Source organism: Thermococcus coalescens (genome assembly GCF_055392585.1).
Window position 1 is genome coordinate 36,736 of sequence record NZ_AP043764.1, and the last position, 18,757, is coordinate 55,492.

The following is an 18,757-nucleotide window of genomic DNA, read 5'->3' on the forward strand; positions in this document are numbered from 1 at the left end:
CTCATTGAATCTTGTACCTGAGGAAGGCTCCGAGACCGCCGAAGGCCTTGTAGAACTGCTGGCCTTCGTCCGTGTCGAGGGAGATTATCTCCACATCAGAGCCGCTCTCTTCCGCCATTTTTATGAACTCCTCCGCCACATCCCACTTTTCAAAGTTTATGTTCTGGCTGCCGCACTTTGGACAGTGGGTGAGCTTCTTCTTGTACACGTGGAACTCCTGCTCGCTCATGGTCCTCTCTTCCTGCCAGCCGCAGTTGTTGCATCTCGCCCTGATCCTGACCTTATCGTACCCCTCGCTTATCAGGAGTGTGTCAACGGCGCCGAGCTCAAGGGCTTTTCTGACCTCCTTTTCACCGTAGGTTATCATTCCAGTGTCCTTGACGAGATGCCTGAAGAAGTTCTGTATAAGGTGCCTCTCCTTGACGGCTTCGTGGTCTTTGAGTATGTCACTGGCCTTCTCCACGAGTTCCCTGAGCCCGTACTCGCCGTGATAGCTTATGTCCACGACGCCGATTACCTTCTTCCTCAGTTCGTGGTGGAGGTAGTCACCATCAACGAACTCCTCCTTGGTTGGCCCCGGCCCGCCGATGATTATGCCCCTGAGCTCCCCCTTCTCAAGGAGGGGGAGGAACGCTTTGTTGGCGTGTTCGCCTATGCGCTTCATGAACTCGTGGGTCTCCTGCTCGCGGATCCTCTCGTAACGCCTCGCGGACTGACCTCCGGCGCGGGTCTTTCCTGGGACGTTGGAGGTCAGCTCGTCAATGACGTCAATGCGCTTTCCGCGGAGGAGGCCTATCGTTGCCTCGTTTTTCTCAACGGTTATGAGGCCGTATGCATCTTTGACACGGAGCATTTCCTCGAGGGGCTCCGTCACAAACGTCTGGTCACATCGATACAGCCTGACCTTTAGCGGCTCCGGTGGAACGATGGCCCAGAGTTTTATATCGCTGACACCCTCCTGTTCACTGACGTTGCCGACGAAGAGTGCAAGACCAGTATCGGGAGTCTTCCTGTAGAGCTTGAGGTGCTGCATGGCCCTCTCAAGGGCTCCCAGAACGTTCTTTCTGGTTGATTTGGATTTTATGTTCTGCGCCGTGCCGTACTCCTCCCTGAGCTGCTGCATAACCTTGTTTATGTCGTAGCCGGCTGGAATGTACAAACTAACCAGCTCAGTAGCACGACCTCGATAGCTCTTCAGCTCATCGACCTTCTTCTTCAGCTCATACATTTCAGCTGACTTGTGAGACATGAGCATCACTCCCCGAGAATCCTCTCCCGCACGAAGAAAAAGTGAGGAATTTATAAAAGTTTAGGAAATGTGGGTTAAAACCAGGATATTACTATGAGGGCTATCACGCCCAAGATGCCGCCTATTGCCACCACCAGGACGTTTAACGCAGTTAACGGTACATTCGAGAGGCCAATCCAGTTCGTGAACCACAGAATTATCAAGCCAATTATGGCGTTGGCCACAAGGTACCTAATTATGATGAATCCAACCTTGACCACTAGTAATACGGCCAAGAACAGGAAAAACAGGAACAGCAGTTCTGCTATCATGATATCACCACAGGTTCTTGAAGTCAAACTTCTTTATTAACTTTTCGTAAAAACTTGAACGAAAGCTGAAAATAAAACAAAAGGAATTCCAAATCACGAAAGTTTTTCGAGAGTCTCTTTTGCTATCTCTCCAAGGGGAACCCACTTCTTGCCTTCGAATGGGAGTATGACCTTATCTTCAATGGTGACAAGCTCTTCAATGTACTCCTTGGCCTCGGCTGCACCCATCTCCCCCAGAAGCATCAGCACGAACCCTTTAGTGTTCTTGTCTCCTTCCCTCAGTTCGTTTATAAGGTCGTTGACTACGGCGTTCTTGAGATCCAATACTTTGCCAGGAAATCTGCGGGCGATTTCGTACGACAGGATCATAGCATTTTCTTTTACGTAGGGGTTCCTGTCTCTGGTCAGTTCAATGGCCTTTGGGAGTATCTTCCCTACGTGGGGCTCGATAACGTCGCTCCTCTGCTCGATAACCATTCCCAAAAGGAGCAGTGCATCTCCTCGGATACCAGGAGCAGGATCATCCAGAAGTTCTATGAGTGCGTTCAAGGCCTTTTTGTCCTTTGCCGCCATTGATACAATCTCATCGAAGCGCTCTCCCTCTATGAGCTTTTTTATTTTATCTTTTTTTGAACCAAAGGAGAGGAATCCCATGATAACACCACCAAACAATGCTAAAGTGAGTAATAAAAAAGCTTTATGATCCCGAAGAATTCGTAATGTTGCTAAGGTTATGGAGGCTTTCATTTATTTCATTCCCGGTAGCGTCCATGTGGGATCCTGCCCATCTTGCCAGCCCTTTGACCCCTATCAGCCGCAGTATGACTATCGCAGCGATCAGCATACCGACGGCAAACATCATAATGTACTCTAGAGAAGCCTGTGCTTTTCTGTTCATGTTATCACCATTGTTGATCAGGGCCAGTTGGTAATAAAATTTAAAATAATGAAATCAAGCGTTGTTGCTCAGGTCGGTGAGATTGCCTTCAAGGGATCCTGAGGTGTCCTGTATTGTCTGGGTTGCAGTGTTTGTCCTACCCTGAAGCTGCCTGACAACAATCAGGATTATTATCAGGGCAGCCGCAATCATAAACAGATACTCGATGGCACCTTGGGCTTTCCTCTTCATGTTATCCACCTCCAACGGATTACTTCATACACTAATGCACTAAAAAAGCTTATATAGCTTTCTCCTCAAATTTAAGTCAAATCTCCCCAATACTGTAGAAAGTGCAGGGGTGGTTATGTGGAATTAGTGGCTATCCAATCTGAATCAGTCAATATTGAGGATTGTGTGAAGAACATAGTGTCTAAGTCGCAGGATCTTTTATCCTCCAAACATGGCATTATATATTCCTCAAAAATACACCTGACATTCGGTGCTTTTATGAACCTCACAGTAACCCTTCTACTTGATTCCAATGGTAACACCCGTAAGGGTGTCCTCGCCGATTACTCGCCGGGAAAACATAAGGAGGATGCAATTCAAAAAACGCTGGAAAAACTGAACGCTAAACTGCCCAGGAGCGCTAAAATCGTGGACTTTGAGATTGGAACCTACACAACCCCCGTGACGAGACGAACGTACGCCGTTGGGGTTGTCGTGTACAATGCTCCCCTCGAGATAAAATCGTTCACCGAATATACGATCAAAGAGCGCAGAGAGCTTCTGGCCAAAGTCCTCGAAAACTTCAACTACAACCCAAGGGTTCTCAACATCTCAGAGATAGCCAGAATGTTCGGGGTATCCAGAGACTCCATATACTATGACATTGAACAGATTCTCAGGGACAGAAAGGGTGCTATCCGGTGACCCACAGGGGTCTCGGTGTCGCCGAGATTATGAAGATTATAAACGCCAGAATCGCAAGCGCGAGCCGCTTCTTTGAAATTGGGGAGACCTCATCCAGCGCGCCTGGATTGCCAACCGATCCCATCAGGAGAACCAGGATGCCCCATATAAGCCAGCCGACCCAGAGAAAGCTCATGCCGATGAGAACCAGGCCTACAACCATCGTGAGGTGTCGATGGGTCTTCTCGCCGAGGAATGAGCGGGCGATGTGTCCACCATCCAGCTGGGCCGCCGGGATGAGATTCAGAAACGTCACCAGGATTCCGACCCATCCAGCGATTGCCACGGGGTGAAGGAACACAACGCTGTTCTCGGGAAAGGTGACGATGTACTTTTCAATGAACAGGAACAGAAGGTTCTCACCAAAGGCTACCCCTCCCTGAGATGGAGGAATTAGGTGCTGGGGCACTGGGACGGAGAGTCTGAGACCGATTATGCTGACTGGAATCGCAACCAGAAAACCTGCTATTGGGCCGCTGACTCCGAGGTCTATGGCGGCGTTTCTTGTGGGCAGGGGGGACTTAACCCGTATCACCGCTCCGAGCGTTCCGAGCATGCTCGGAAATGGTATGAAGTAAGGCATCGTCGCTCTAACGCCGTGATAGGCCGCCGCTATCTTGTGTCCGAGCTCGTGGGTGCCGAGTATTGCCATGACGCTTATCGAGAACGCGATGGCGTTGACGTACGGGTTTCTTATCCCCGGGAGGCCGTAATAGTCAAGGACCTGAATATACATCGAGGACAGGTAGTAGCCCGCAAAGAGGGTTGTGAAGATGGTGGCTATCAGGAACACCCATGGAAGCCATTTGTTGTCCTCCTTGACTTCCCCGGCCGGGAATACGAAGAGCATGACACTGCCCTCGCGCTTTTTAAGGGCGGCCCAGTATCCCATCTCCTCCAGTTCCTGCAGAACCTTTTCAAAATCAGTCTCAAGGATCTCACGAACTTTGAAAACAAAGACATTGCCTTCTATCCTCTCCAGGTCAAGGAGGTAGAACTCCCCAAGCTTTTTCTCGAGGGCCTCGGGGGGCATTATGGGTTTTGGTTGATGGGTCATCTGGAGGCCAAGCTCATTGGAGTCGGTCTGGAACTCGACTAGAACCATGTCCCCACCGCAAACGGGACAGCTCTTCTCGAGAAGTGGTTCGGTGGAGTCCAGCGTTTCCCTGTGCCTGCAGTTGATGCACTCGTAGATTCCCCTTGTCATTTGGCTCCCCTAAAAGTGGATAGTTTGGATGGCTTAAAAAGTCTATTCCTCAATTTCGACCAGTCCGCTGTCGGCATCCACACGGGCGCGTTTTCCTGTGGTGAGCTTTGAGACGTCTATTCCATCCACCATGGGTATCCCCGCTATTATTGCACCCGTGGCGACTATTGTCTCGGCTTCCCCAACGATTATTGCCTTGGGTGCCTTACCGTTTTTCCTGAGGGCGTATATTATGTACGATCCAACGGTCGAGCCCTTTCCCCTGGGAAACGCCAGAATTTTGCCCGCTATACTCTGTCCCCGTATGTCGCTTTCAGCGTCCGTCACAATTCCCGTTTCAGGGTCGACTCCACCGAGAAACGAGAGGGGTTTCTGAGAGACTATCAGCTCCCCCTCCGCTTTTCCACCGACTATTTTTCTGCCCTTAAGCATCATCATATCACCTCACGGAGCGTCGTTGATAAGGTTCTCCACGTTGTCCAGCCGTACGCTGAACCCAAAGGAACGGAAGTAGAACGCGCTCTTGCCGCTGTTCGTCGCTATTCCCCTGTACCATCCCCTGATCGGAGACACAACAAAGCACGCATCCGGAATTATTCTGCCGTTGTACCTCTCTATGATGTCAGTATAGCCAAGGGAGTCTGCCAGAGCTTTAACAGCCCTGCTGGCCGTTACAAACAGGGGGATTTTTAGAGGTTTTCCGCGCATCTTGAGGAGCTCGGCAATTTCTTTAATCTCCGCCAGAGATGCGTGGGGACAGCCTATGAGTATCATGTCGATTTCGCTCCATTCGTCTGAAAACTGCTCTTTGACGGCCTGGATGTCGGAATCCTCAACCGCTATTGTCTCAATTTTGTCCGCGATGGCATTGTGGTATTCGGGAGTTTCGTTCTCAACATGGTAGAGCGCTATGCTCCCACTGGCGGCCATGGCAGCCCCCATCTCCTTGAGAAAATCCGTGTTTTCTGGTCTCAGATCGACAAAGTACGGAACGTCGTTTCCCAGAACTTTTCCGAGATGATAGCCGAGGGCGGAGTAATCGACGAAGGTCTCAACTTTTGCCTCAACGCTGATCCTGATCGTGGCCTTTCTATTCTCATCCCTGTGAAGGCCGTAGTTGGGAGTCTTGCCGACTATCGCCGCGGCCAGGCTTGAGGGTCCGCCTTCTCTGTTCGTCCTCGCCCCCAGGATGGAGTTCGCAAAGCTGACGGCTGAGCTCTCACTCCATGCCAGATGATCGCCGAACTTTGGAAGATTCGCCCCGTAGTAAGGTGTGCAGGTTGAGGTTATCTCGATTCCCATCCTGCGGTAAAGTTCAAGGACTTCAAGCTGCTTCTCCATGAACTCATCGTCCCCTATCCCAGCCGGATTCAGGGTCGTATAGACGCTGACCTTTGCACCCGCGTCCACAAAATCACGAAGGAATTCAACACCTGCCTCTCCGATGTTCTTGTACGAGACACCCGCTATCTGGGCACTCCTGATTGGGATGAGCCTGTCTGCTCCATATATCTCACCGAGAGCGACGAGTATCTCCATCGCCTTTTGAAGCGCATATCCGTATTCCCCGGCGAGGATGAGCTCCTCCTCCTTTGTCAGATACATTCAACCACCCATTATCTGAGGAACTTCTCTGCTTATAAGTTCTCGCTTCTATTGGCTAAAGTCAAGATCCATGGCGATTTATAGCGGAAAATTTATAACCTTTTGAGATAATAATTAATGCCTATCGGGGGTGTTGCCTATGGTAAGCCGAAGTAAGAAGGCAGCCCTGCTGCTGTTTTTGGTATTTAGCAGCATGACCGCAGGGCAGGTAGCAGCGGATTTCTGGGGCGGCACATACGACGTGGTTCTGTCGGACACGGGAGCGTTCTTCTACGATACCAAGACTGTTGGCCTTTGGCCCAACTACTACACCTTTGTGATGTGGGGAGAAGTGGAGTCCTACTCCACCTCCTGGTACGAGGGCAGGGGACACTCCAGTATTGCGGTGATAGTGCTCGGAGTTTATTTCTTGGACTACTCGTCAGTGAGGATCACAAACACCCAGGGCTTTTCTCTGTCAAGGACGTACACCCAAGCGAGCTTTACGGGGAGCTTCTACTACCCGTTCCTTGACGACGGAGACGGTGGACCGCGCTCCACGATGACCATGAAATGGCACTACAAGCTGGTCGGCGCCGGAACGTTTTGAGGGGGTGGTGTGAATGAGGAGGTACGTCCTTCCGGTTGTTGTGGTTCTCGTCGTCCTCGGAGGTGTTCTGAGCACGGCATACGCTCTCTCTCAGCCGCCTTCACAGGAAACATTGGCATTGGCCCTGGAAAACACGAAGAAGTATCAGTTCTCCCGCAACGTTGAATTCAAACAGTACAGGGTTTATGTAGTCCACAACGGGAACTCGAAGAGCATCCGGCGGGAGTTCTTATATACGGGCAGGACCGTGACGAAGGGCACCGTGGATCTCACCAAGGGAATCGTCACCGAGTACGACGAGCTGTATATAAACGGCTCCCTTGTGATGAAGGGCGAGGCCGTTTTTGACCTCAATACCGGGAGGATCTCCGGAACCGTGACCCTTGCCAACGGAACTAAGATGGACATACTTCAGTTCTGGGAGCGGTACTACGGAATCAGCCAGGAGCAGGCCATGGGGATGCTGAAGGCCAATCTGCCCACGCTGATGCTACGCGATGTGGCCATCAAGTCCAGGGATTTCCAGGCCCTCAAGGGTTCCTTCTCGCTGACGGACAGAATACTCATGGGGCTCGGACTCAAAGAGAAGCTCTTTGAATACCGCTTTACTGCCGGAAACGGGGCGGAATGGAAAGTGCTTGTAAACAGCAAGGGGCTTCCAGTTAGATTCGAATACGGCAGCGAGGATGCCAAAATCGTGGTTAACATAACACCCCTTGACTGAGTTTCTCTTTATTTTCTTCCCGTTTTTGGCGGTTTGGCATAGCATCGTCCCGCCACAAAATTTATAAACCCTCCGCGGTTCACTAACTAACGGGTCGAGCAGCGGGGTGGGGCAGCTAGGAGTGCCCGCCGGGCTCATAACCCGGAGGTCGGTGGTTCAAATCCACCCCCCGCTATGTCGCGCATTTTGTTTAGTTTTCTTACAATTTATGTGATTTTTGTTATAATTTACTGAAAAAGCTGAGTAATTTGTTCTGCTTTCTGGAAATAGTGAATCCAATCTCCCGCATATACCTGTAAACGCTTTCGACTCGGTATATGCTGAGTGTGAACAGGTCTGAAGTGTAATGGTACTGTTTTCCTCTTATGACTACTGGTTGGCCTTTTCTTTTCATTCTGTAAATTCTGGAATGTATGTTAAGTCCGTTTAGCAATTCCTGACAGAACTCTAAAACTTCTTTATCGTAGTTGTAGCTCTCCACTTTGATTCTGTTCTTGGTGACAATAACGCTCCCCTCACCGTCAAAGAATCCTCTCAAAAACTCCCTTGGATATTCTCTTGCCACTCTGAAAAGATGCTCTTTTGGGCTTTTTAAGTAGAGATAAAGGCTTTTGCTAGACGTCTCAACATACCAGCGACCACTTCTCGTCCTGTCGTTCTCAAATCCTGTTCTCGGTTGCAACCCAATCCCTTTTAATGCCTCTGCAAACGCGTCTGCGAATTCTTTGTCCACCACCTTTAATTTGACATTGTATTTGTATCCGGCACCTTTAGTTGCTGTTCCATCCCCAAAATAAACCCCGATAATGTACGCCAGCTCTGGGGAAGGGTTTAGGTTAACCTTTCTCGTCTTGTTGAACGTGTTGTGCGTTCCCTTGCACCAGCGGAGAACCGTTGCCTTGGAAACCCTTACGCCTAGCCCTTCAGCGATTCTCTCGGCAATCTGGGAGTAGCTGAATCCTTTCTCCCTAAGTTTCAGTGCCAGTTTTTGTACCTCTTCTATCTCTTCCTGCGACAGCTCGCGGAGGGTTCGCATGTTGACTATTTAATATCGTTATTTAAAAACGTTTTTATTAAGTAATCACTCCAACGCTCAAAGGCGGGCAAACCTTTTTAAATCCCTCTTCAATTCCCTACGCGGAGGGGCGGCTGGCGGGAGCTGGCCGTCACCGGGAGGTGTATGATATGGCAAGGATACACGCGAGAAAGAGGGGTAAGTCAGGTTCTAAGAGGCCGCCGAGGACCGCTCCGCCGACCTGGGTCGAGTACACGGCGGAGGAGGTCGAGGGGCTCGTTATCAAGCTCAGGAAGGAAGGCTACAGCGCGGCGATGATAGGGACGATCCTCAGGGACCAGTACGGAATCCCGAGCGTCAAGCTCATCACGGGCAAGAAGATTACCAAGATCCTCGAAGAGAACGGCCTCGCACCGGACATTCCGGAGGACCTCATGGCCCTCATCAGGAAGGCCGTCAAGCTCAGGAAGCACCTTGAGATGCACCCGAAGGACAAGCACTCGAGGAGGGGCCTCCAGCTCACCGAGAGCAAGATCAGGCGCCTCGTCAAGTACTACAGGAGAACCGGCAAGCTGCCAGCCAAGTGGCGCTACGATCCGGAGCAGGCCAAGCTCCTGGTTCGCTGACCTCCTTTCCTTCTTATAAGGTGGTAAAATGGACCGGGGCGCTTTCTTTGAGAAGGCCCGAGAGGGAGCAGAGCTAATCAAGATGCACGTTGAGCTAGGGCACACTATCAGGATAATCTCCCACCGGGACGCCGATGGTATCACCGCTGGGGCGGTTCTTGCCAAGGCCGTTGCCCGGGAGGGCGGCAGTTTCCAGCTCAGCATAGTCAAACAGCTCAGTGAGGAGCTCATAAAGGAGCTTGCCTCAGAGAAGCACAGAATATACGTCTTCACAGACCTGGGAAGCGGTTCCATGGAGCTGATAGAGCGGTATCTCGACTTCGCCACGGTTGTCGTTGCTGACCATCATCCCCCTGAAAAGGACGAGTTCTCCACGGACTCCCACGTGCTGGTAAACCCTGTCCCCTTCGGTGCCAACAGTGTCCGAGACCTCAGCGGTTCTGGCGTTTCCTACTTCGTCGCCAAGGAGATGAATGAGAGAAACATGGACATGGCCTACATCGCCCTCGTCGGTGCCGTCGGGGATATGCAGGAAATTGACGGGACCTTCCATGGACTCAACACCGATATCATCGAGGACGGCAGGAAGCTGGATATTCTGGAAATCAGAAAGGAACTCCGTCTCTTTGGAAGGGAGAGCCGGCCGCTCTATCAGATGCTGGCTTACGCCACCCATCCCGAGATCCCCGAGATAACGGGGGACGAGAGGAAGGCAATAGAGTGGCTCCGCGCCAAGGGCTTCGACCCGGACATGAAGTACTGGCAGTTGCGGGAAGAAGAGAAGAGGAAGCTCCACGATGCGCTGGTGATACACCTTATCAAGCACGGTGCCCCCAAGGAGGCCATAGACAGGCTTATCGGGGATGTCGTCATAAGTCCGCTCTATCCGGAGGGTGATCCCAGGCACGAAGCGAGGGAGTTTGCGACGCTCCTCAACGCCACTGGTCGCTTAAACGCCGGAACGCTGGGGGTTGCTATCTGCCTCGGCGACGAAGATGCCTACAGGCGCGCCAAAAAGATGCTGGAGGACTACAAGCGGGAGCAGATAGATGCCAGGAAGTTCCTCATCCAGAACTGGAGCATGGCCGATGAGGGAGAACACGCGTACATTTTCTACGCTGGCAGGAACATCAGGGACACCCTCGTTGGAATTGCCGCAAACATAGCGATAAACGCCGGTCTGGCCGACCCGGAGAAGCCCGTTGTGGTGCTTGCCGATAGCGACGAGGATCCAAACCTTGTAAAGGGCTCCGCCAGAACCACCGAGAAAGCATTGGCCAAGGGCTACCACCTAGGAGAGGCGCTCAGAGAGGTCGCGGAAGAACTCGGCGGCGAGGGGGGCGGCCACGCAATAGCGGCCGGAATCCGCTTCCCGAAGGAGAGGATAGACGAGTTCATCAGGCTCTTCAACGAGGCACTTGGAAGGCAGGTGGAGGGAAAGGGCGGTGAAGATTGAAGCAAAGGCTGAGATAGTCTGGCACTACGGCGACCATAGGAGGGCCGAGGCTATAGCCGAGGCACTGGAAGTGGACAACGTGGGCCTTCCGGAAAGCCTAAAGAAAAGTTTAAATGTGCTAACCCGATGGGAAGATGGGGACGTCATAACAAAGGTTAAATACTCGGGTGAGATTGAGACACTCATCAAAGCGCTGGATGATTTGGTGTTTTCAATCAAAATCGCCGAAGATGTTACCGAAAAGGTGTGAACTGGAGGTGTTGAGATGGCAAAGGGTAACCCAAGGAAGAGGGGTGCTGCTACCAAGGATAAGTGGAAGATGAAAGAGTGGTACATAGTTTACGCTCCAGACTTCTTCGGAAGCAAGGAGATAGGCCTCACCCCCGCCGATGAACCTGAGAAGGTCATCGGGAGGGTCATCGAGACCACCCTCAAGGACCTCACCGGCGACTTCACCAAGGGCCAGGTCAAGCTCTACTTCCAGATCTACGACGTCAAGGGGCAGAACGCCTACGCCAAGTTCAAGGGCCACACCCTCGCGAGGAGCTACATAAGGAGCCTCGTCAGGAGGAGGACGACGAGAGTTGACGGAATCTTCAACATCACCACCAAGGACGGCTACAAGCTCCGCGTCATGGGCATGGTCATCGCCTACAGGCGCATCCAGACCAGCCAGGAGAGGGCTATCAGGAGGATCATCCAGGACATCATCTACAAGAAGGCCGAGGAGCTCAACTACAAGGACTTCGTCCTTGAGGCCGTCAGCGGTAAGATGGCGGCGGAGATAGCCAAGGAAGCCAGGAAGATATACCCGATCAAGAGGGCCGAAATCAGGAAGATCAAGGTTCTCGCCGAGCCGGAGGCTTGATGCCTCCCAATTCTATTCTCCTGTGTCCGAGTTGTTCGGCAGGCTTTTAAGCGTCTGAGGGATTTTTCTCTCGGAGGTGCGGTTATGAAGTTCATAGTCAAAACCCAGCGAGGAATGGAGAGTGTCGCCGCCAACTACATCAGGGAATCCATTTCAGACGCCACCGTCTGGGCGTCCCCCATGGGCTATTCTGGCCTCGTCATCGTTGAAACGGAGGATGAAAGCGCCAGTGACAAGATGCTGGAGATTCCTGAGGTTGAGAGGCTGATACCTGTTGTCGTTGAAGTCCCCGCTGAGCTTGAGAAGATAGTCGAGAGCGCCGAAAAAATTGCCCCCCTAATCAGTGAAAACGAGACCTTCGCCGTGAAGACGAAGAGGCGAGGCAAGCACGGGTTCACCAGCATGGATGTCAACCGTGAGCTGGGTGCCAGGATAAGGGAGCTAACGAATGCCGACGTAAATCTGAGCTGGCCGGACCGGGTTGTACAGGTTGAGATAATCGGCGACATGGCATACATCTCAGTGCTTCCGGGGGAGGAGTTCAGGAAGTTTACCCCTGATAAAATAGACGCCAGAAAGCTCTTCCGGAAGGTCACGCTCGTCCAGATGCCCTACTGGGGGGACTACAGGGCCTGCAGAAGCTTTGGAGAGAAAATCGGGAGGGCCGCGCAAGCCTTCGAGGTAAAGGAGCTAATAATTGCTCCCAAGAAGAAGATGGACGCCTTCGAACTGGCGGAGTTCATAAGGGGGGTAAAGATAGGGCAGGAGAGCAGACATCAGATACAGCGTGAGGCGTATCCGTGGAAGGTCGAAAAGGTTCCGGTCTCGGTTTGGGACCTCTATCAAGTGGTCAGAGACAAAAGGAGGGGAAAGAGGCTGCTCATAATCACAGATCCCAAAGGGCCAACTCTCGCCGAGGTAAAGGAGGGGCTCGCGAAGGACATGTTCTACGCAAAGGAAGTTGTGATTTTCGTGGGTTCCCGTGAGGGCATCCCGCGCGGGCTCTTCAGGTTCGCCGACTACGTCGTTGACCTCGCCCCGTACATGACGTTTGCCACGGAGCACGGCATCCCGGCTGCGCTCGTCTCACTCTGGGAGGTTTACGAGGAGTACGCCCGAAAGCGAGAGGAGAGAACATGAGTTTTTCTTTAATTCTTGAATTGTGTTGGGCGAGGCGTCAGGCCCTAAGGTCTTCCTCACCGCTCGGGAATCCGCCGTAGTCATCATCCGCCGGAAAAAGTTCCTTTTAGGGTTTTAAAACTTCACGCAATGAGGTAGAAGAGGCCGGCGCCGATAAAGCCTCCGAAGAGGCTCGCGAGGAAGTTGGTTGTGTTGTTGTTGGTTATCCCCTCGTTCTCAAGGGTCGCGCCTATAAGGCTGTCCAAATTGACACCGATGAATCCGCCGAGGGTGATGGCCAGGAGCATAGCTCCCCTGTCGGTGCTCACGGGGAGTGCGAAGAGGGCTATTATGAGGGCTCCTGTAAGGGCAAAGACTTCCCCTGCCCACGAAACCGCCCCGTTGACTCCTGGCTTAACGGGTTTGAGTGTCGTGATAAGCTTGGGGTTTTTTCCAAAGATCTTGCCGAGCTCACTGGCCAGTGTGTCCCCGTTGGCCGTAGCTATCGCGGCAAAACTGGCTGCCCAGAAGACGTCCATCTGGGAGAAGTACTCGAAGGCAAGGAAAATGAGGGCAGCCAGGCCGTTGCCGAGAACGTTGCCCCAGCTTCTTATTCCGTCCCTGCCCTGAGCGGCACCCAGCTTGGACTTCTCCCTGAATTTGTACTTGGTGGCCAGAACGCCCAGAACCACAAAGGCCAGCAGTGCGGCGAAGGGGTATATTCCCCCCAGTTCCATGACCGACAGCCCGAGGAGTGCCGCGGCAATGGCGCCTTTGGCATCGAGGGCCTTGAATCTGTACGAACCGATGCCGAGTCCCGCGACCACTGCAAGATCTACTGCCACTCTCTCAAGCATCTCTGCCACCTGAGAGAAGTGCAGGTGGTGGCTTTATTATTCTTTCCCTCGTCGGCTGACGAAGGAAATAAAGGGAATCAAAGAACCTCGAACTTAACGGTCTCGGTGACGAAAGTTATGTCGAGCTTGTCTATGCCGGGTATCTTCTTGGAGACCTCGTTTATAATCTTCTCAAGCTCCTTCATATCCTTGGGACCGACGATGTGTATCACGAGGTTGTGCGAACCGAGGGCGCGCTCGACTATCTTGATGTTCTCATCTTCAACGAGGGCCGGGATTATCTCGTCGATGCTGACCGAGGGCTTGACGGTGATCCCCAGTATCACGTGGACATAGCCAAGGGCATCGTAGTTGGGTATCACTGTGTACTTCTTTATGATGCCGTTCCTCTCTAGGCGGTCCATCCTCCTTGATATCCTCTGCCTCGTGGTGCCAAGAATTTCGGCGAGCTCCTTGTAGGTAAGGCGGGCGTTCTTGGCGAGGAGCTTCAAAATCCTGATGTCAATTCCGTTTATTTTATCGGCCATGTCTCCACCTCCCCCAAATCATGGTGAAGATTGAGCGTCCCGATTATAAAAATGTTTCGATAAGTTGGAGGATTTCTAATCAATTAGTCATTTATCCTGCCGAGAGTCTTGGTGTAATTCAATGGCATGGTATTCCTTTATGTTACAAATCGGTATCACAATTGATGTGGTATTCATCTGTTGTTGGGCCACCGCCTCCTGTCGCGTTCACGGTACTTTTCAATGCTCTTCTGGAGCGCATCGAGGAGGTCTATCCTGTAATAGTTGGCTATGCAGACAAGTGCGAACATAACGTCACCAAGTTCCTCTTCCAGCTTGTCCCGATTTCCCGCTCCCTTAATTCCTTCCACACTTAGGAGTTCATCCGCGAGCTCGCCGACTTCCTCCACGAAGGCTGCGAGCATCTGAAACGGCTCCCAGTAGCCGCCAAACTCTGTGACCAGCTCATCGACCTGCCTCTGGAGCTCGTTCATAACGTTACACCAGCTCGGTGTTTACCATGGAGAGATACCTTTCAAGGACTTCGGTATTGGTTCTGTAGAAGTGCATCTTGCCCTCTTTTCTTTCGATTATCAGTCCAAGTGACTTGAGGGTGCGCAGGTGGTGGCTTATGAGGGTCTGATCCTGGTCGAGTATCTTGGATATCAGGCACACACAGAGCCAGTTGTCCTTGAGGAGCTTGAGTATCTTGAGTCTCAGTGGGTTGGAAAGGGCCTTCAGAAACTTTATCATCTCCCCCTCTACCTGGAGCTCCACCTCCCTATCGAGGTCGGGGATACCGCACGTCTCTGCACAGTGGATAACCGTTTCCTTCTGCCTTGCGCTCAGTTCATCCAGGAGGTCTCTAATCTTCATGGCACAACACCTATAACGGGATTATGGGGGTTTCTTTTTAAGAATTTTCACGATGATGTTATAATTTCATTTTTGAAAACATTCTCTGGAGTGAATGGTACCCGTTAAGAGCAGCTTACCCCGAGGAGACGGTGAGAAACACTGAGAAAGCCACAAAGGATTACCCCTGGTTCGGGGGCTCTCTGCACAGGGGGTAAATCTTTGTGGAAGGGTGTCAGCCCACAACCTCTATCCGAAGCACGCTCCCATCGCTGCGGTATGCCCTAACGCTGTCCTCCACGAATGGATAGGCGATTATGATGTGCACCCCACCGAACTTTGAGAAGAAGTTCAAGTCCGCTCCCGATGGCCTGGGATTCGGTCCCGGGTGAGAGTGAACCGTCCCTTTAATGCTTTCATCGTAGGGCAACATCCAGGTGTCAAAGAAAGCCGAGCTCCTTCCGAAGTGGGGGTTGGGAGCTATGAGAACCTCCTCGAACACCCCGTCCTTTTCCCTTAGAAAACCAGCGAACTCGTTGGGATAAAAATCCCTGGCGAGCTCCAGCAGGTACTCCAAAAGCCCACGCCGGATCCTGACCGTTTCCATCTTGCTCACCAAAAATATTGAAATGCTAAAGGACGGCTATGGCCTCTATCTCAACAGCCACCCCTTTGGGCAGGTTCGAAACCTCCACGACGGCTCTAGCAGGCCTTGACTTTGAGAAGTATTCCTCGTAAATCTCGTTGAATCTGGAATATTCGCCCATGTCCCTGATGTACACCGTGACCTTCACCACGCTTTCGGCGCTCCCACCGGCGGCCCTGACCACGGCCAGAAGGTTCTCGATAGCCTGCCTGGCCTGTTTCTCTATGTCCCCGGTAACCAGCTCGCCCGTTTCGGGGTTTATCGGTATCTGCCCTGAAACGAACAGGAACCTGCCCTCGGCGATTACCCCCTGGCTGTAGGGTCCTATCGGCTTCGGGGCTTTCTCCGTGAAGATCGTCTCTTTTTTCATTTTTTCACCTCCAGGTGAATCAGCGAAGCGAAGACTCCTCATCGGTTTCCCTCGGGTGTCCTCGGCCTCATCATTTCTTCTCCAGATACTTCTCAAGGCTCTTTGCGGGAACGTCCAGGGGCAGTCCTATCTTTCCAAGGGCCATTCTCAGAGCGTAAACCCTTGCGTGTTCCTGGAAGTCTGCTGGAGCATAGTTCTCGGCCGGGAAATGCTTGTACTTTTCAACGACCGCCGGTATTTCGGCCTTTTTGACCTTTTTAAACTCTCCGAACCAGCCCTCTATCCCCCCGACGTCGATTCCAGCGTAGAGTGGCAGTTTAAGCGTGATGCTCTCGTTTATGCTCGCAAGGAGCCTTGCAACGTCTGCCATGGGAGTCTTCTCGTCGATAATAAGCCTTCTAACGGCCCTCCACTTCGTTTTTCCACTTACATGGAACGCAACAAAGTTGATGTGGTCTTCGTTGTACGGGAAGACTATTTTAACCTCACTCAGCGGCTCTTCAGGATACTCTACCGGCACTTTTTTGGACAGTACCTCCCTGACGAGCAGGGCCCTAGCAACCTCTACGAGGTGCTTTTTGAGCTTCTTGTCCTCCTCAAAAACAAGCTGGCCGAGCTTTCTCGCAGTCCCTGGTGATTTAAGGGCAACAACAGCGTCGCCCAGGTCTTTTTTCCCAATTTCCTCAGCGAGGCTCATTATTCCAGCGACGTTCATGACCTCCGTGAGGTACTCGGGTATCTTGGAGTTGACGGTGTTGGCTATGCTCGCTATGAAGTGTGCCACCTTCTCGTCCTCCATATCAAGGAGCCTGTCTGCCACCTTCCAGTTCCCGTGATGGGCCGTAAACACTATCTGATCCTCAACCTTCATCGCTTCCACCAAGGATTATGGATGGCAAGCCCTATTTTAGCTTTTTCTCAGCAATCTCAAAAAAGTTATAAATCGCCCCGAGCATTCCAATTTGAGAGAGTGAAAGAGGGAAGCAAAATGGGGGAGGACACGAAGGTTGAGAGGGAAACCCTGGCCCCCAGGGAATACGGAGAGCGCCTAGACCTAGGCCTGGATTTTAACACGACCGAGGAGATAAAGGTTCCCGAAAAGCTCATCGATCAGGTTATCGGACAGGAGCATGCGGTGGAGGTCATAAAAACGGCTGCGACCCAGAAAAGGCACGTTCTCCTGATAGGTGAGCCGGGAACTGGTAAGTCAATGCTCGGTCAGGCGATGGCTGAACTCCTACCAACGGAGAACCTTGAGGACATACTCGTATTTCCGAACTCCGAAGACGAGAACATGCCCAAGATAAAGACCGTCCCGGCCTGTCAGGGACGGAGAATAGTCGAAAAGTACCGCGAGAAGGCCAAAGGGCAGGAGAACATAAAATCATACATACTCCTCTTCGTCATGTTTACGGTCATGCTAGCTTTGTTCATGGACTTTAGCGCCTCAACACTCCTCCTGGGACTCTTTGTCATTATAATCACCATAATGGCCCTGTCGAATATGCGTCTCAGGAGCTCCGTACTCGTTCCCAAACTGCTCGTCGACAACTGCGGCAGGACCAAGGCGCCGTTTATCGACGCTACGGGTGCCCACGCGGGTGCACTCCTCGGCGACGTGCGCCATGACCCCTTCCAGAGCGGTGGCCTGGGAACGCCGGCCCATGAGAGGGTGGAGCCCGGTATGATACACCGCGCCCACAGGGGTGTCCTGTTTATAGACGAGGTGGCAACGCTGAGCCTTAAGATGCAGCAGAACCTCCTCACGGCGATGCAGGAGAAGAAGTTCCCGATAACCGGCCAGAGTGAGATGTCAAGCGGAGCAATGGTCAGGACCGAGCCAGTCCCCTGTGACTTCGTCCTCGTCGCCGCCGGAAACCTTGACACCGTTGACAAGATGCACCCGGCACTGCGCTCCCGTATCAGAGGTTACGGTTACGAGGTCTACATGCGCACCACCATGCCCGACACCATCGAGAACAGGCGCAAGCTCATACAGTTCGTGGCCCAGGAAGTAAAGCGCGACGGAAAGATACCACACTTCACGCGCGATGCCGTTGAAGAGATCGTCAGAGAGGCACAGAAGCGTGCCGGCAGAAAGGGACACCTGACACTCCGCCTGCGTGACCTCGGCGGTATCGTGAGGGCCGCTGGAGACATAGCGGTCAAGAAGGGCAAGAAATACGTGGAGCGCGAGGATGTCCTTGAGGCTATAATGATGGCAAAGCCCCTCGAAAAGCAGCTGGCTGACTGGTACATAGAGCGCAAGAAGGAGTACCAGGTCATCAAGACCGAGGGGAGCGAGATAGGCCGCGTCAATGGCCTCGCGGTGATCGGTGAGCAGAGCGGTATAGTCCTCCCGATAGAGGCTGTGGTTGCCCCCGCTGCGAGCAAGGAGGAAGGCAAGATAATAGTCACAGGAAAGCTCGGGGAGATAGCCAAGGAGGCTGTCCAAAACGTCTCGGCAATAATCAAGCGCTACAAGGGCGAGGACATAAGCCGCTACGACATCCATGTCCAGTTCCTCCAGACTTACGAGGGCGTGGAGGGCGATTCGGCAAGCATAAGCGTCGCAACGGCAGTCATCTCGGCCCTTGAGGAGATACCCATCAGACAGGACGTGGCCATGACGGGCTCCCTGAGCGTTCGCGGTGAGGTGCTTCCGATAGGCGGGGCGACTCCGAAGATAGAAGCCGCCATAGAGGCCGGCATAAAGACGGTAATAATCCCCAAGAGCAACGAGAAGGACGTGTTCCTCAGCAGGGACAAGGCAGAGAAGGTTCAGATATTCCCCGTCGAGACCATTGACGAGGTGCTTGAGATAGCCCTTGAGGAGAGCGAGAAGAAGAGGGAGCTCCTCAGGCGCATAAGGGAGGCCCTTCCGCTTTCCCTCTGAGCCTTT

The 18,757-nt window shown here is 52.5% G+C and carries 24 protein-coding genes and 1 tRNA gene; 10 read left to right on the forward strand and 15 right to left on the reverse strand.

The features are described from left to right. Position 1: 1 nt before the first annotated feature. The 4 genes from prf1 to ACZ5M3_RS00235 all read right to left on the reverse strand — a co-directional run bounded on the left by prf1 (position 2) and on the right by ACZ5M3_RS00235 (position 2,689). Complete coding sequence (gene prf1, locus ACZ5M3_RS00220; protein ID WP_464840976.1) at positions 2-1,249, reverse strand: peptide chain release factor aRF-1; 1,248 nt, start codon at positions 1,247-1,249, stop codon at positions 2-4. Between the two features lie 74 nt (positions 1,250-1,323). Then, positions 1,324-1,560, reverse strand: coding sequence for a hypothetical protein (locus tag ACZ5M3_RS00225; RefSeq protein ID WP_464839748.1), 237 nt, complete (start codon positions 1,558-1,560; stop codon positions 1,324-1,326). Between the two features lie 93 nt (positions 1,561-1,653). Then, the gene (locus tag ACZ5M3_RS00230) at positions 1,654-2,214 is read right to left on the reverse strand and encodes a HEAT repeat domain-containing protein (protein ID WP_464839749.1); all 561 of its coding nucleotides are present in this window, start codon (positions 2,212-2,214) and stop codon (positions 1,654-1,656) included. 298 nt (positions 2,215-2,512) lie between these two features. Continuing rightward, positions 2,513-2,689 (reverse strand): class III signal peptide-containing protein, encoded by a 177-nt coding sequence (locus ACZ5M3_RS00235; protein ID WP_464839750.1) that lies wholly within the window; start codon positions 2,687-2,689, stop codon positions 2,513-2,515. Between the two features lie 258 nt (positions 2,690-2,947). On the opposite strand from ACZ5M3_RS00235, the gene ACZ5M3_RS00240 reads away from it, so the two are divergent. Then, entirely contained in the window at positions 2,948-3,373 is a 426-nt protein-coding gene (locus ACZ5M3_RS00240) for a hypothetical protein (protein ID WP_464839751.1), read from the forward strand. Here the strand turns inward: ACZ5M3_RS00240 and ACZ5M3_RS00245 are convergent. From ACZ5M3_RS00245 to ACZ5M3_RS00255, 3 genes are read right to left on the reverse strand one after another with little or no spacing between them, the layout of a single operon-like run. After that, complete coding sequence (locus ACZ5M3_RS00245; RefSeq protein ID WP_464839752.1) at positions 3,363-4,619, reverse strand: site-2 protease family protein; 1,257 nt, start codon at positions 4,617-4,619, stop codon at positions 3,363-3,365. The genes ACZ5M3_RS00240 and ACZ5M3_RS00245 overlap by 11 nt on opposite strands. A 42-nt stretch (positions 4,620-4,661) precedes the next feature. Continuing rightward, the gene (locus ACZ5M3_RS00250) at positions 4,662-5,054 is read right to left on the reverse strand and encodes a DUF126 domain-containing protein (RefSeq protein WP_464840977.1); all 393 of its coding nucleotides are present in this window, start codon (positions 5,052-5,054) and stop codon (positions 4,662-4,664) included. Positions 5,055-5,063: 9 nt separating this feature from the next. Continuing rightward, a complete protein-coding gene (locus ACZ5M3_RS00255) occupies positions 5,064-6,224 on the reverse strand; it encodes an aconitase X catalytic domain-containing protein (protein ID WP_464839753.1) in 1,161 nt (386 codons plus the stop codon). Positions 6,225-6,363: 139 nt separating this feature from the next. Here ACZ5M3_RS00255 and ACZ5M3_RS00260 point away from each other — a divergent pair, with 139 nt between their 5' ends. From ACZ5M3_RS00260 to ACZ5M3_RS00270, 3 genes are all read left to right on the forward strand, one after another. Further along, positions 6,364-6,813, forward strand: coding sequence for a hypothetical protein (locus ACZ5M3_RS00260; protein ID WP_297093255.1), 450 nt, complete (start codon positions 6,364-6,366; stop codon positions 6,811-6,813). Between the two features lie 13 nt (positions 6,814-6,826). Then, positions 6,827-7,537 carry a hypothetical protein gene (locus tag ACZ5M3_RS00265; protein ID WP_464839754.1) on the forward strand — a complete coding sequence of 237 codons (711 nt, stop codon included), beginning with the start codon at positions 6,827-6,829 and terminating at the stop codon, positions 7,535-7,537. 100 nt (positions 7,538-7,637) lie between these two features. Continuing rightward, positions 7,638-7,712 (forward strand) — tRNA-Met (locus ACZ5M3_RS00270). Positions 7,713-7,757: 45 nt separating this feature from the next. On the opposite strand, the gene ACZ5M3_RS00275 is transcribed toward ACZ5M3_RS00270, so the two are convergent. Then, positions 7,758-8,573 (reverse strand): LAGLIDADG family homing endonuclease, encoded by an 816-nt coding sequence (locus ACZ5M3_RS00275; protein WP_464839755.1) that lies wholly within the window; start codon positions 8,571-8,573, stop codon positions 7,758-7,760. Positions 8,574-8,722: 149 nt separating this feature from the next. On the opposite strand from ACZ5M3_RS00275, the gene ACZ5M3_RS00280 reads away from it, so the two are divergent. The 5 genes from ACZ5M3_RS00280 to ACZ5M3_RS00300 all read left to right on the forward strand — a co-directional run bounded on the left by ACZ5M3_RS00280 (position 8,723) and on the right by ACZ5M3_RS00300 (position 12,642). Next, the gene (locus ACZ5M3_RS00280; protein ID WP_297093251.1) at positions 8,723-9,178 is read left to right on the forward strand and encodes a 30S ribosomal protein S15; all 456 of its coding nucleotides are present in this window, start codon (positions 8,723-8,725) and stop codon (positions 9,176-9,178) included. Positions 9,179-9,206: 28 nt separating this feature from the next. Further along, positions 9,207-10,634 carry a DHHA1 domain-containing protein gene (locus tag ACZ5M3_RS00285; RefSeq protein ID WP_464839756.1) on the forward strand — a complete coding sequence of 476 codons (1,428 nt, stop codon included), beginning with the start codon at positions 9,207-9,209 and terminating at the stop codon, positions 10,632-10,634. Continuing rightward, positions 10,624-10,884: a KEOPS complex subunit Pcc1 gene (locus ACZ5M3_RS00290; protein ID WP_464839757.1), complete on the forward strand. Its 261-nt coding sequence runs from the start codon at positions 10,624-10,626 to the stop codon at positions 10,882-10,884. The genes ACZ5M3_RS00285 and ACZ5M3_RS00290 overlap by 11 nt, the downstream gene beginning before the upstream one ends. 15 nt (positions 10,885-10,899) lie before the next feature. Next, positions 10,900-11,502 carry a 30S ribosomal protein S3ae gene (locus ACZ5M3_RS00295; protein WP_464839758.1) on the forward strand — a complete coding sequence of 201 codons (603 nt, stop codon included), beginning with the start codon at positions 10,900-10,902 and terminating at the stop codon, positions 11,500-11,502. An 84-nt stretch (positions 11,503-11,586) separates the two neighbouring features. Beyond that, complete coding sequence (locus ACZ5M3_RS00300) at positions 11,587-12,642, forward strand: SPOUT family RNA methylase (protein ID WP_464839759.1); 1,056 nt, start codon at positions 11,587-11,589, stop codon at positions 12,640-12,642. Positions 12,643-12,764: 122 nt separating this feature from the next. On the opposite strand, the gene ACZ5M3_RS00305 is transcribed toward ACZ5M3_RS00300, so the two are convergent. From ACZ5M3_RS00305 to ACZ5M3_RS00335, 7 genes are all read right to left on the reverse strand, one after another. Further along, a complete protein-coding gene (locus ACZ5M3_RS00305) occupies positions 12,765-13,478 on the reverse strand; it encodes a DUF92 domain-containing protein (RefSeq protein ID WP_464839760.1) in 714 nt (237 codons plus the stop codon). Between the two features lie 77 nt (positions 13,479-13,555). Continuing rightward, positions 13,556-14,005 (reverse strand): Lrp/AsnC family transcriptional regulator, encoded by a 450-nt coding sequence (locus tag ACZ5M3_RS00310; protein ID WP_297071279.1) that lies wholly within the window; start codon positions 14,003-14,005, stop codon positions 13,556-13,558. A gap of 173 nt (positions 14,006-14,178) precedes the next feature. Further along, positions 14,179-14,478 carry a MazG nucleotide pyrophosphohydrolase domain-containing protein gene (locus ACZ5M3_RS00315; RefSeq protein WP_464839761.1) on the reverse strand — a complete coding sequence of 100 codons (300 nt, stop codon included), beginning with the start codon at positions 14,476-14,478 and terminating at the stop codon, positions 14,179-14,181. Positions 14,479-14,482: 4 nt separating this feature from the next. Then, on the reverse strand, positions 14,483-14,860 hold the full coding sequence (locus ACZ5M3_RS00320) for an ArsR/SmtB family transcription factor (RefSeq protein WP_464839762.1): 378 nt from the start codon (positions 14,858-14,860) through the stop codon (positions 14,483-14,485). A gap of 214 nt (positions 14,861-15,074) precedes the next feature. Continuing rightward, positions 15,075-15,446: a Mov34/MPN/PAD-1 family protein gene (locus ACZ5M3_RS00325; RefSeq protein WP_464839763.1), complete on the reverse strand. Its 372-nt coding sequence runs from the start codon at positions 15,444-15,446 to the stop codon at positions 15,075-15,077. 25 nt (positions 15,447-15,471) lie between these two features. Next, a complete protein-coding gene (locus ACZ5M3_RS00330) occupies positions 15,472-15,855 on the reverse strand; it encodes a RidA family protein (RefSeq protein WP_464839764.1) in 384 nt (127 codons plus the stop codon). A gap of 70 nt (positions 15,856-15,925) precedes the next feature. After that, entirely contained in the window at positions 15,926-16,726 is an 801-nt protein-coding gene (locus tag ACZ5M3_RS00335; RefSeq protein ID WP_464840978.1) for a DUF2666 family protein, read from the reverse strand. A gap of 117 nt (positions 16,727-16,843) precedes the next feature. On the opposite strand from ACZ5M3_RS00335, the gene lonB reads away from it, so the two are divergent. Next, positions 16,844-18,751, forward strand: a complete 1,908-nt coding sequence (gene lonB, locus ACZ5M3_RS00340) for an ATP-dependent protease LonB (RefSeq protein ID WP_464840979.1) — start codon at positions 16,844-16,846, stop codon at positions 18,749-18,751. Positions 18,752-18,757: the final 6 nt, after the last annotated feature.

Coding starts and splice junctions, on each gene's coding strand:
- prf1 (WP_464840976.1), bottom strand. CDS start 1,249: ATGTCTCACAAGTCAGCTGAAATGTATGAGCTGAAGAAGAAGGTCGAT.
- ACZ5M3_RS00225 (WP_464839748.1), bottom strand. CDS start 1,560: ATGATAGCAGAACTGCTGTTCCTGTTTTTCCTGTTCTTGGCCGTATTA.
- ACZ5M3_RS00230 (WP_464839749.1), bottom strand. CDS start 2,214: ATGGGATTCCTCTCCTTTGGTTCAAAAAAAGATAAAATAAAAAAGCTC.
- ACZ5M3_RS00235 (WP_464839750.1), bottom strand. CDS start 2,689: ATGAAGAGGAAAGCCCAAGGTGCCATCGAGTATCTGTTTATGATTGCG.
- ACZ5M3_RS00240 (WP_464839751.1), top strand. CDS start 2,948: ATGAACCTCACAGTAACCCTTCTACTTGATTCCAATGGTAACACCCGT.
- ACZ5M3_RS00245 (WP_464839752.1), bottom strand. CDS start 4,619: ATGACAAGGGGAATCTACGAGTGCATCAACTGCAGGCACAGGGAAACG.
- ACZ5M3_RS00250 (WP_464840977.1), bottom strand. CDS start 5,054: ATGATGCTTAAGGGCAGAAAAATAGTCGGTGGAAAAGCGGAGGGGGAG.
- ACZ5M3_RS00255 (WP_464839753.1), bottom strand. CDS start 6,224: ATGTATCTGACAAAGGAGGAGGAGCTCATCCTCGCCGGGGAATACGGA.
- ACZ5M3_RS00260 (WP_297093255.1), top strand. CDS start 6,364: ATGGTAAGCCGAAGTAAGAAGGCAGCCCTGCTGCTGTTTTTGGTATTT.
- ACZ5M3_RS00265 (WP_464839754.1), top strand. CDS start 6,827: ATGAGGAGGTACGTCCTTCCGGTTGTTGTGGTTCTCGTCGTCCTCGGA.
- ACZ5M3_RS00275 (WP_464839755.1), bottom strand. CDS start 8,573: ATGCGAACCCTCCGCGAGCTGTCGCAGGAAGAGATAGAAGAGGTACAA.
- ACZ5M3_RS00280 (WP_297093251.1), top strand. CDS start 8,723: ATGGCAAGGATACACGCGAGAAAGAGGGGTAAGTCAGGTTCTAAGAGG.
- ACZ5M3_RS00285 (WP_464839756.1), top strand. CDS start 9,207: ATGGACCGGGGCGCTTTCTTTGAGAAGGCCCGAGAGGGAGCAGAGCTA.
- ACZ5M3_RS00295 (WP_464839758.1), top strand. CDS start 10,900: ATGGCAAAGGGTAACCCAAGGAAGAGGGGTGCTGCTACCAAGGATAAG.
- ACZ5M3_RS00300 (WP_464839759.1), top strand. CDS start 11,587: ATGAAGTTCATAGTCAAAACCCAGCGAGGAATGGAGAGTGTCGCCGCC.
- ACZ5M3_RS00305 (WP_464839760.1), bottom strand. CDS start 13,478: ATGCTTGAGAGAGTGGCAGTAGATCTTGCAGTGGTCGCGGGACTCGGC.
- ACZ5M3_RS00310 (WP_297071279.1), bottom strand. CDS start 14,005: ATGGCCGATAAAATAAACGGAATTGACATCAGGATTTTGAAGCTCCTC.
- ACZ5M3_RS00315 (WP_464839761.1), bottom strand. CDS start 14,478: ATGAACGAGCTCCAGAGGCAGGTCGATGAGCTGGTCACAGAGTTTGGC.
- ACZ5M3_RS00320 (WP_464839762.1), bottom strand. CDS start 14,860: ATGAAGATTAGAGACCTCCTGGATGAACTGAGCGCAAGGCAGAAGGAA.
- ACZ5M3_RS00325 (WP_464839763.1), bottom strand. CDS start 15,446: ATGGAAACGGTCAGGATCCGGCGTGGGCTTTTGGAGTACCTGCTGGAG.
- ACZ5M3_RS00330 (WP_464839764.1), bottom strand. CDS start 15,855: ATGAAAAAAGAGACGATCTTCACGGAGAAAGCCCCGAAGCCGATAGGA.
- ACZ5M3_RS00335 (WP_464840978.1), bottom strand. CDS start 16,726: ATGAAGGTTGAGGATCAGATAGTGTTTACGGCCCATCACGGGAACTGG.
- lonB (WP_464840979.1), top strand. CDS start 16,844: ATGGGGGAGGACACGAAGGTTGAGAGGGAAACCCTGGCCCCCAGGGAA.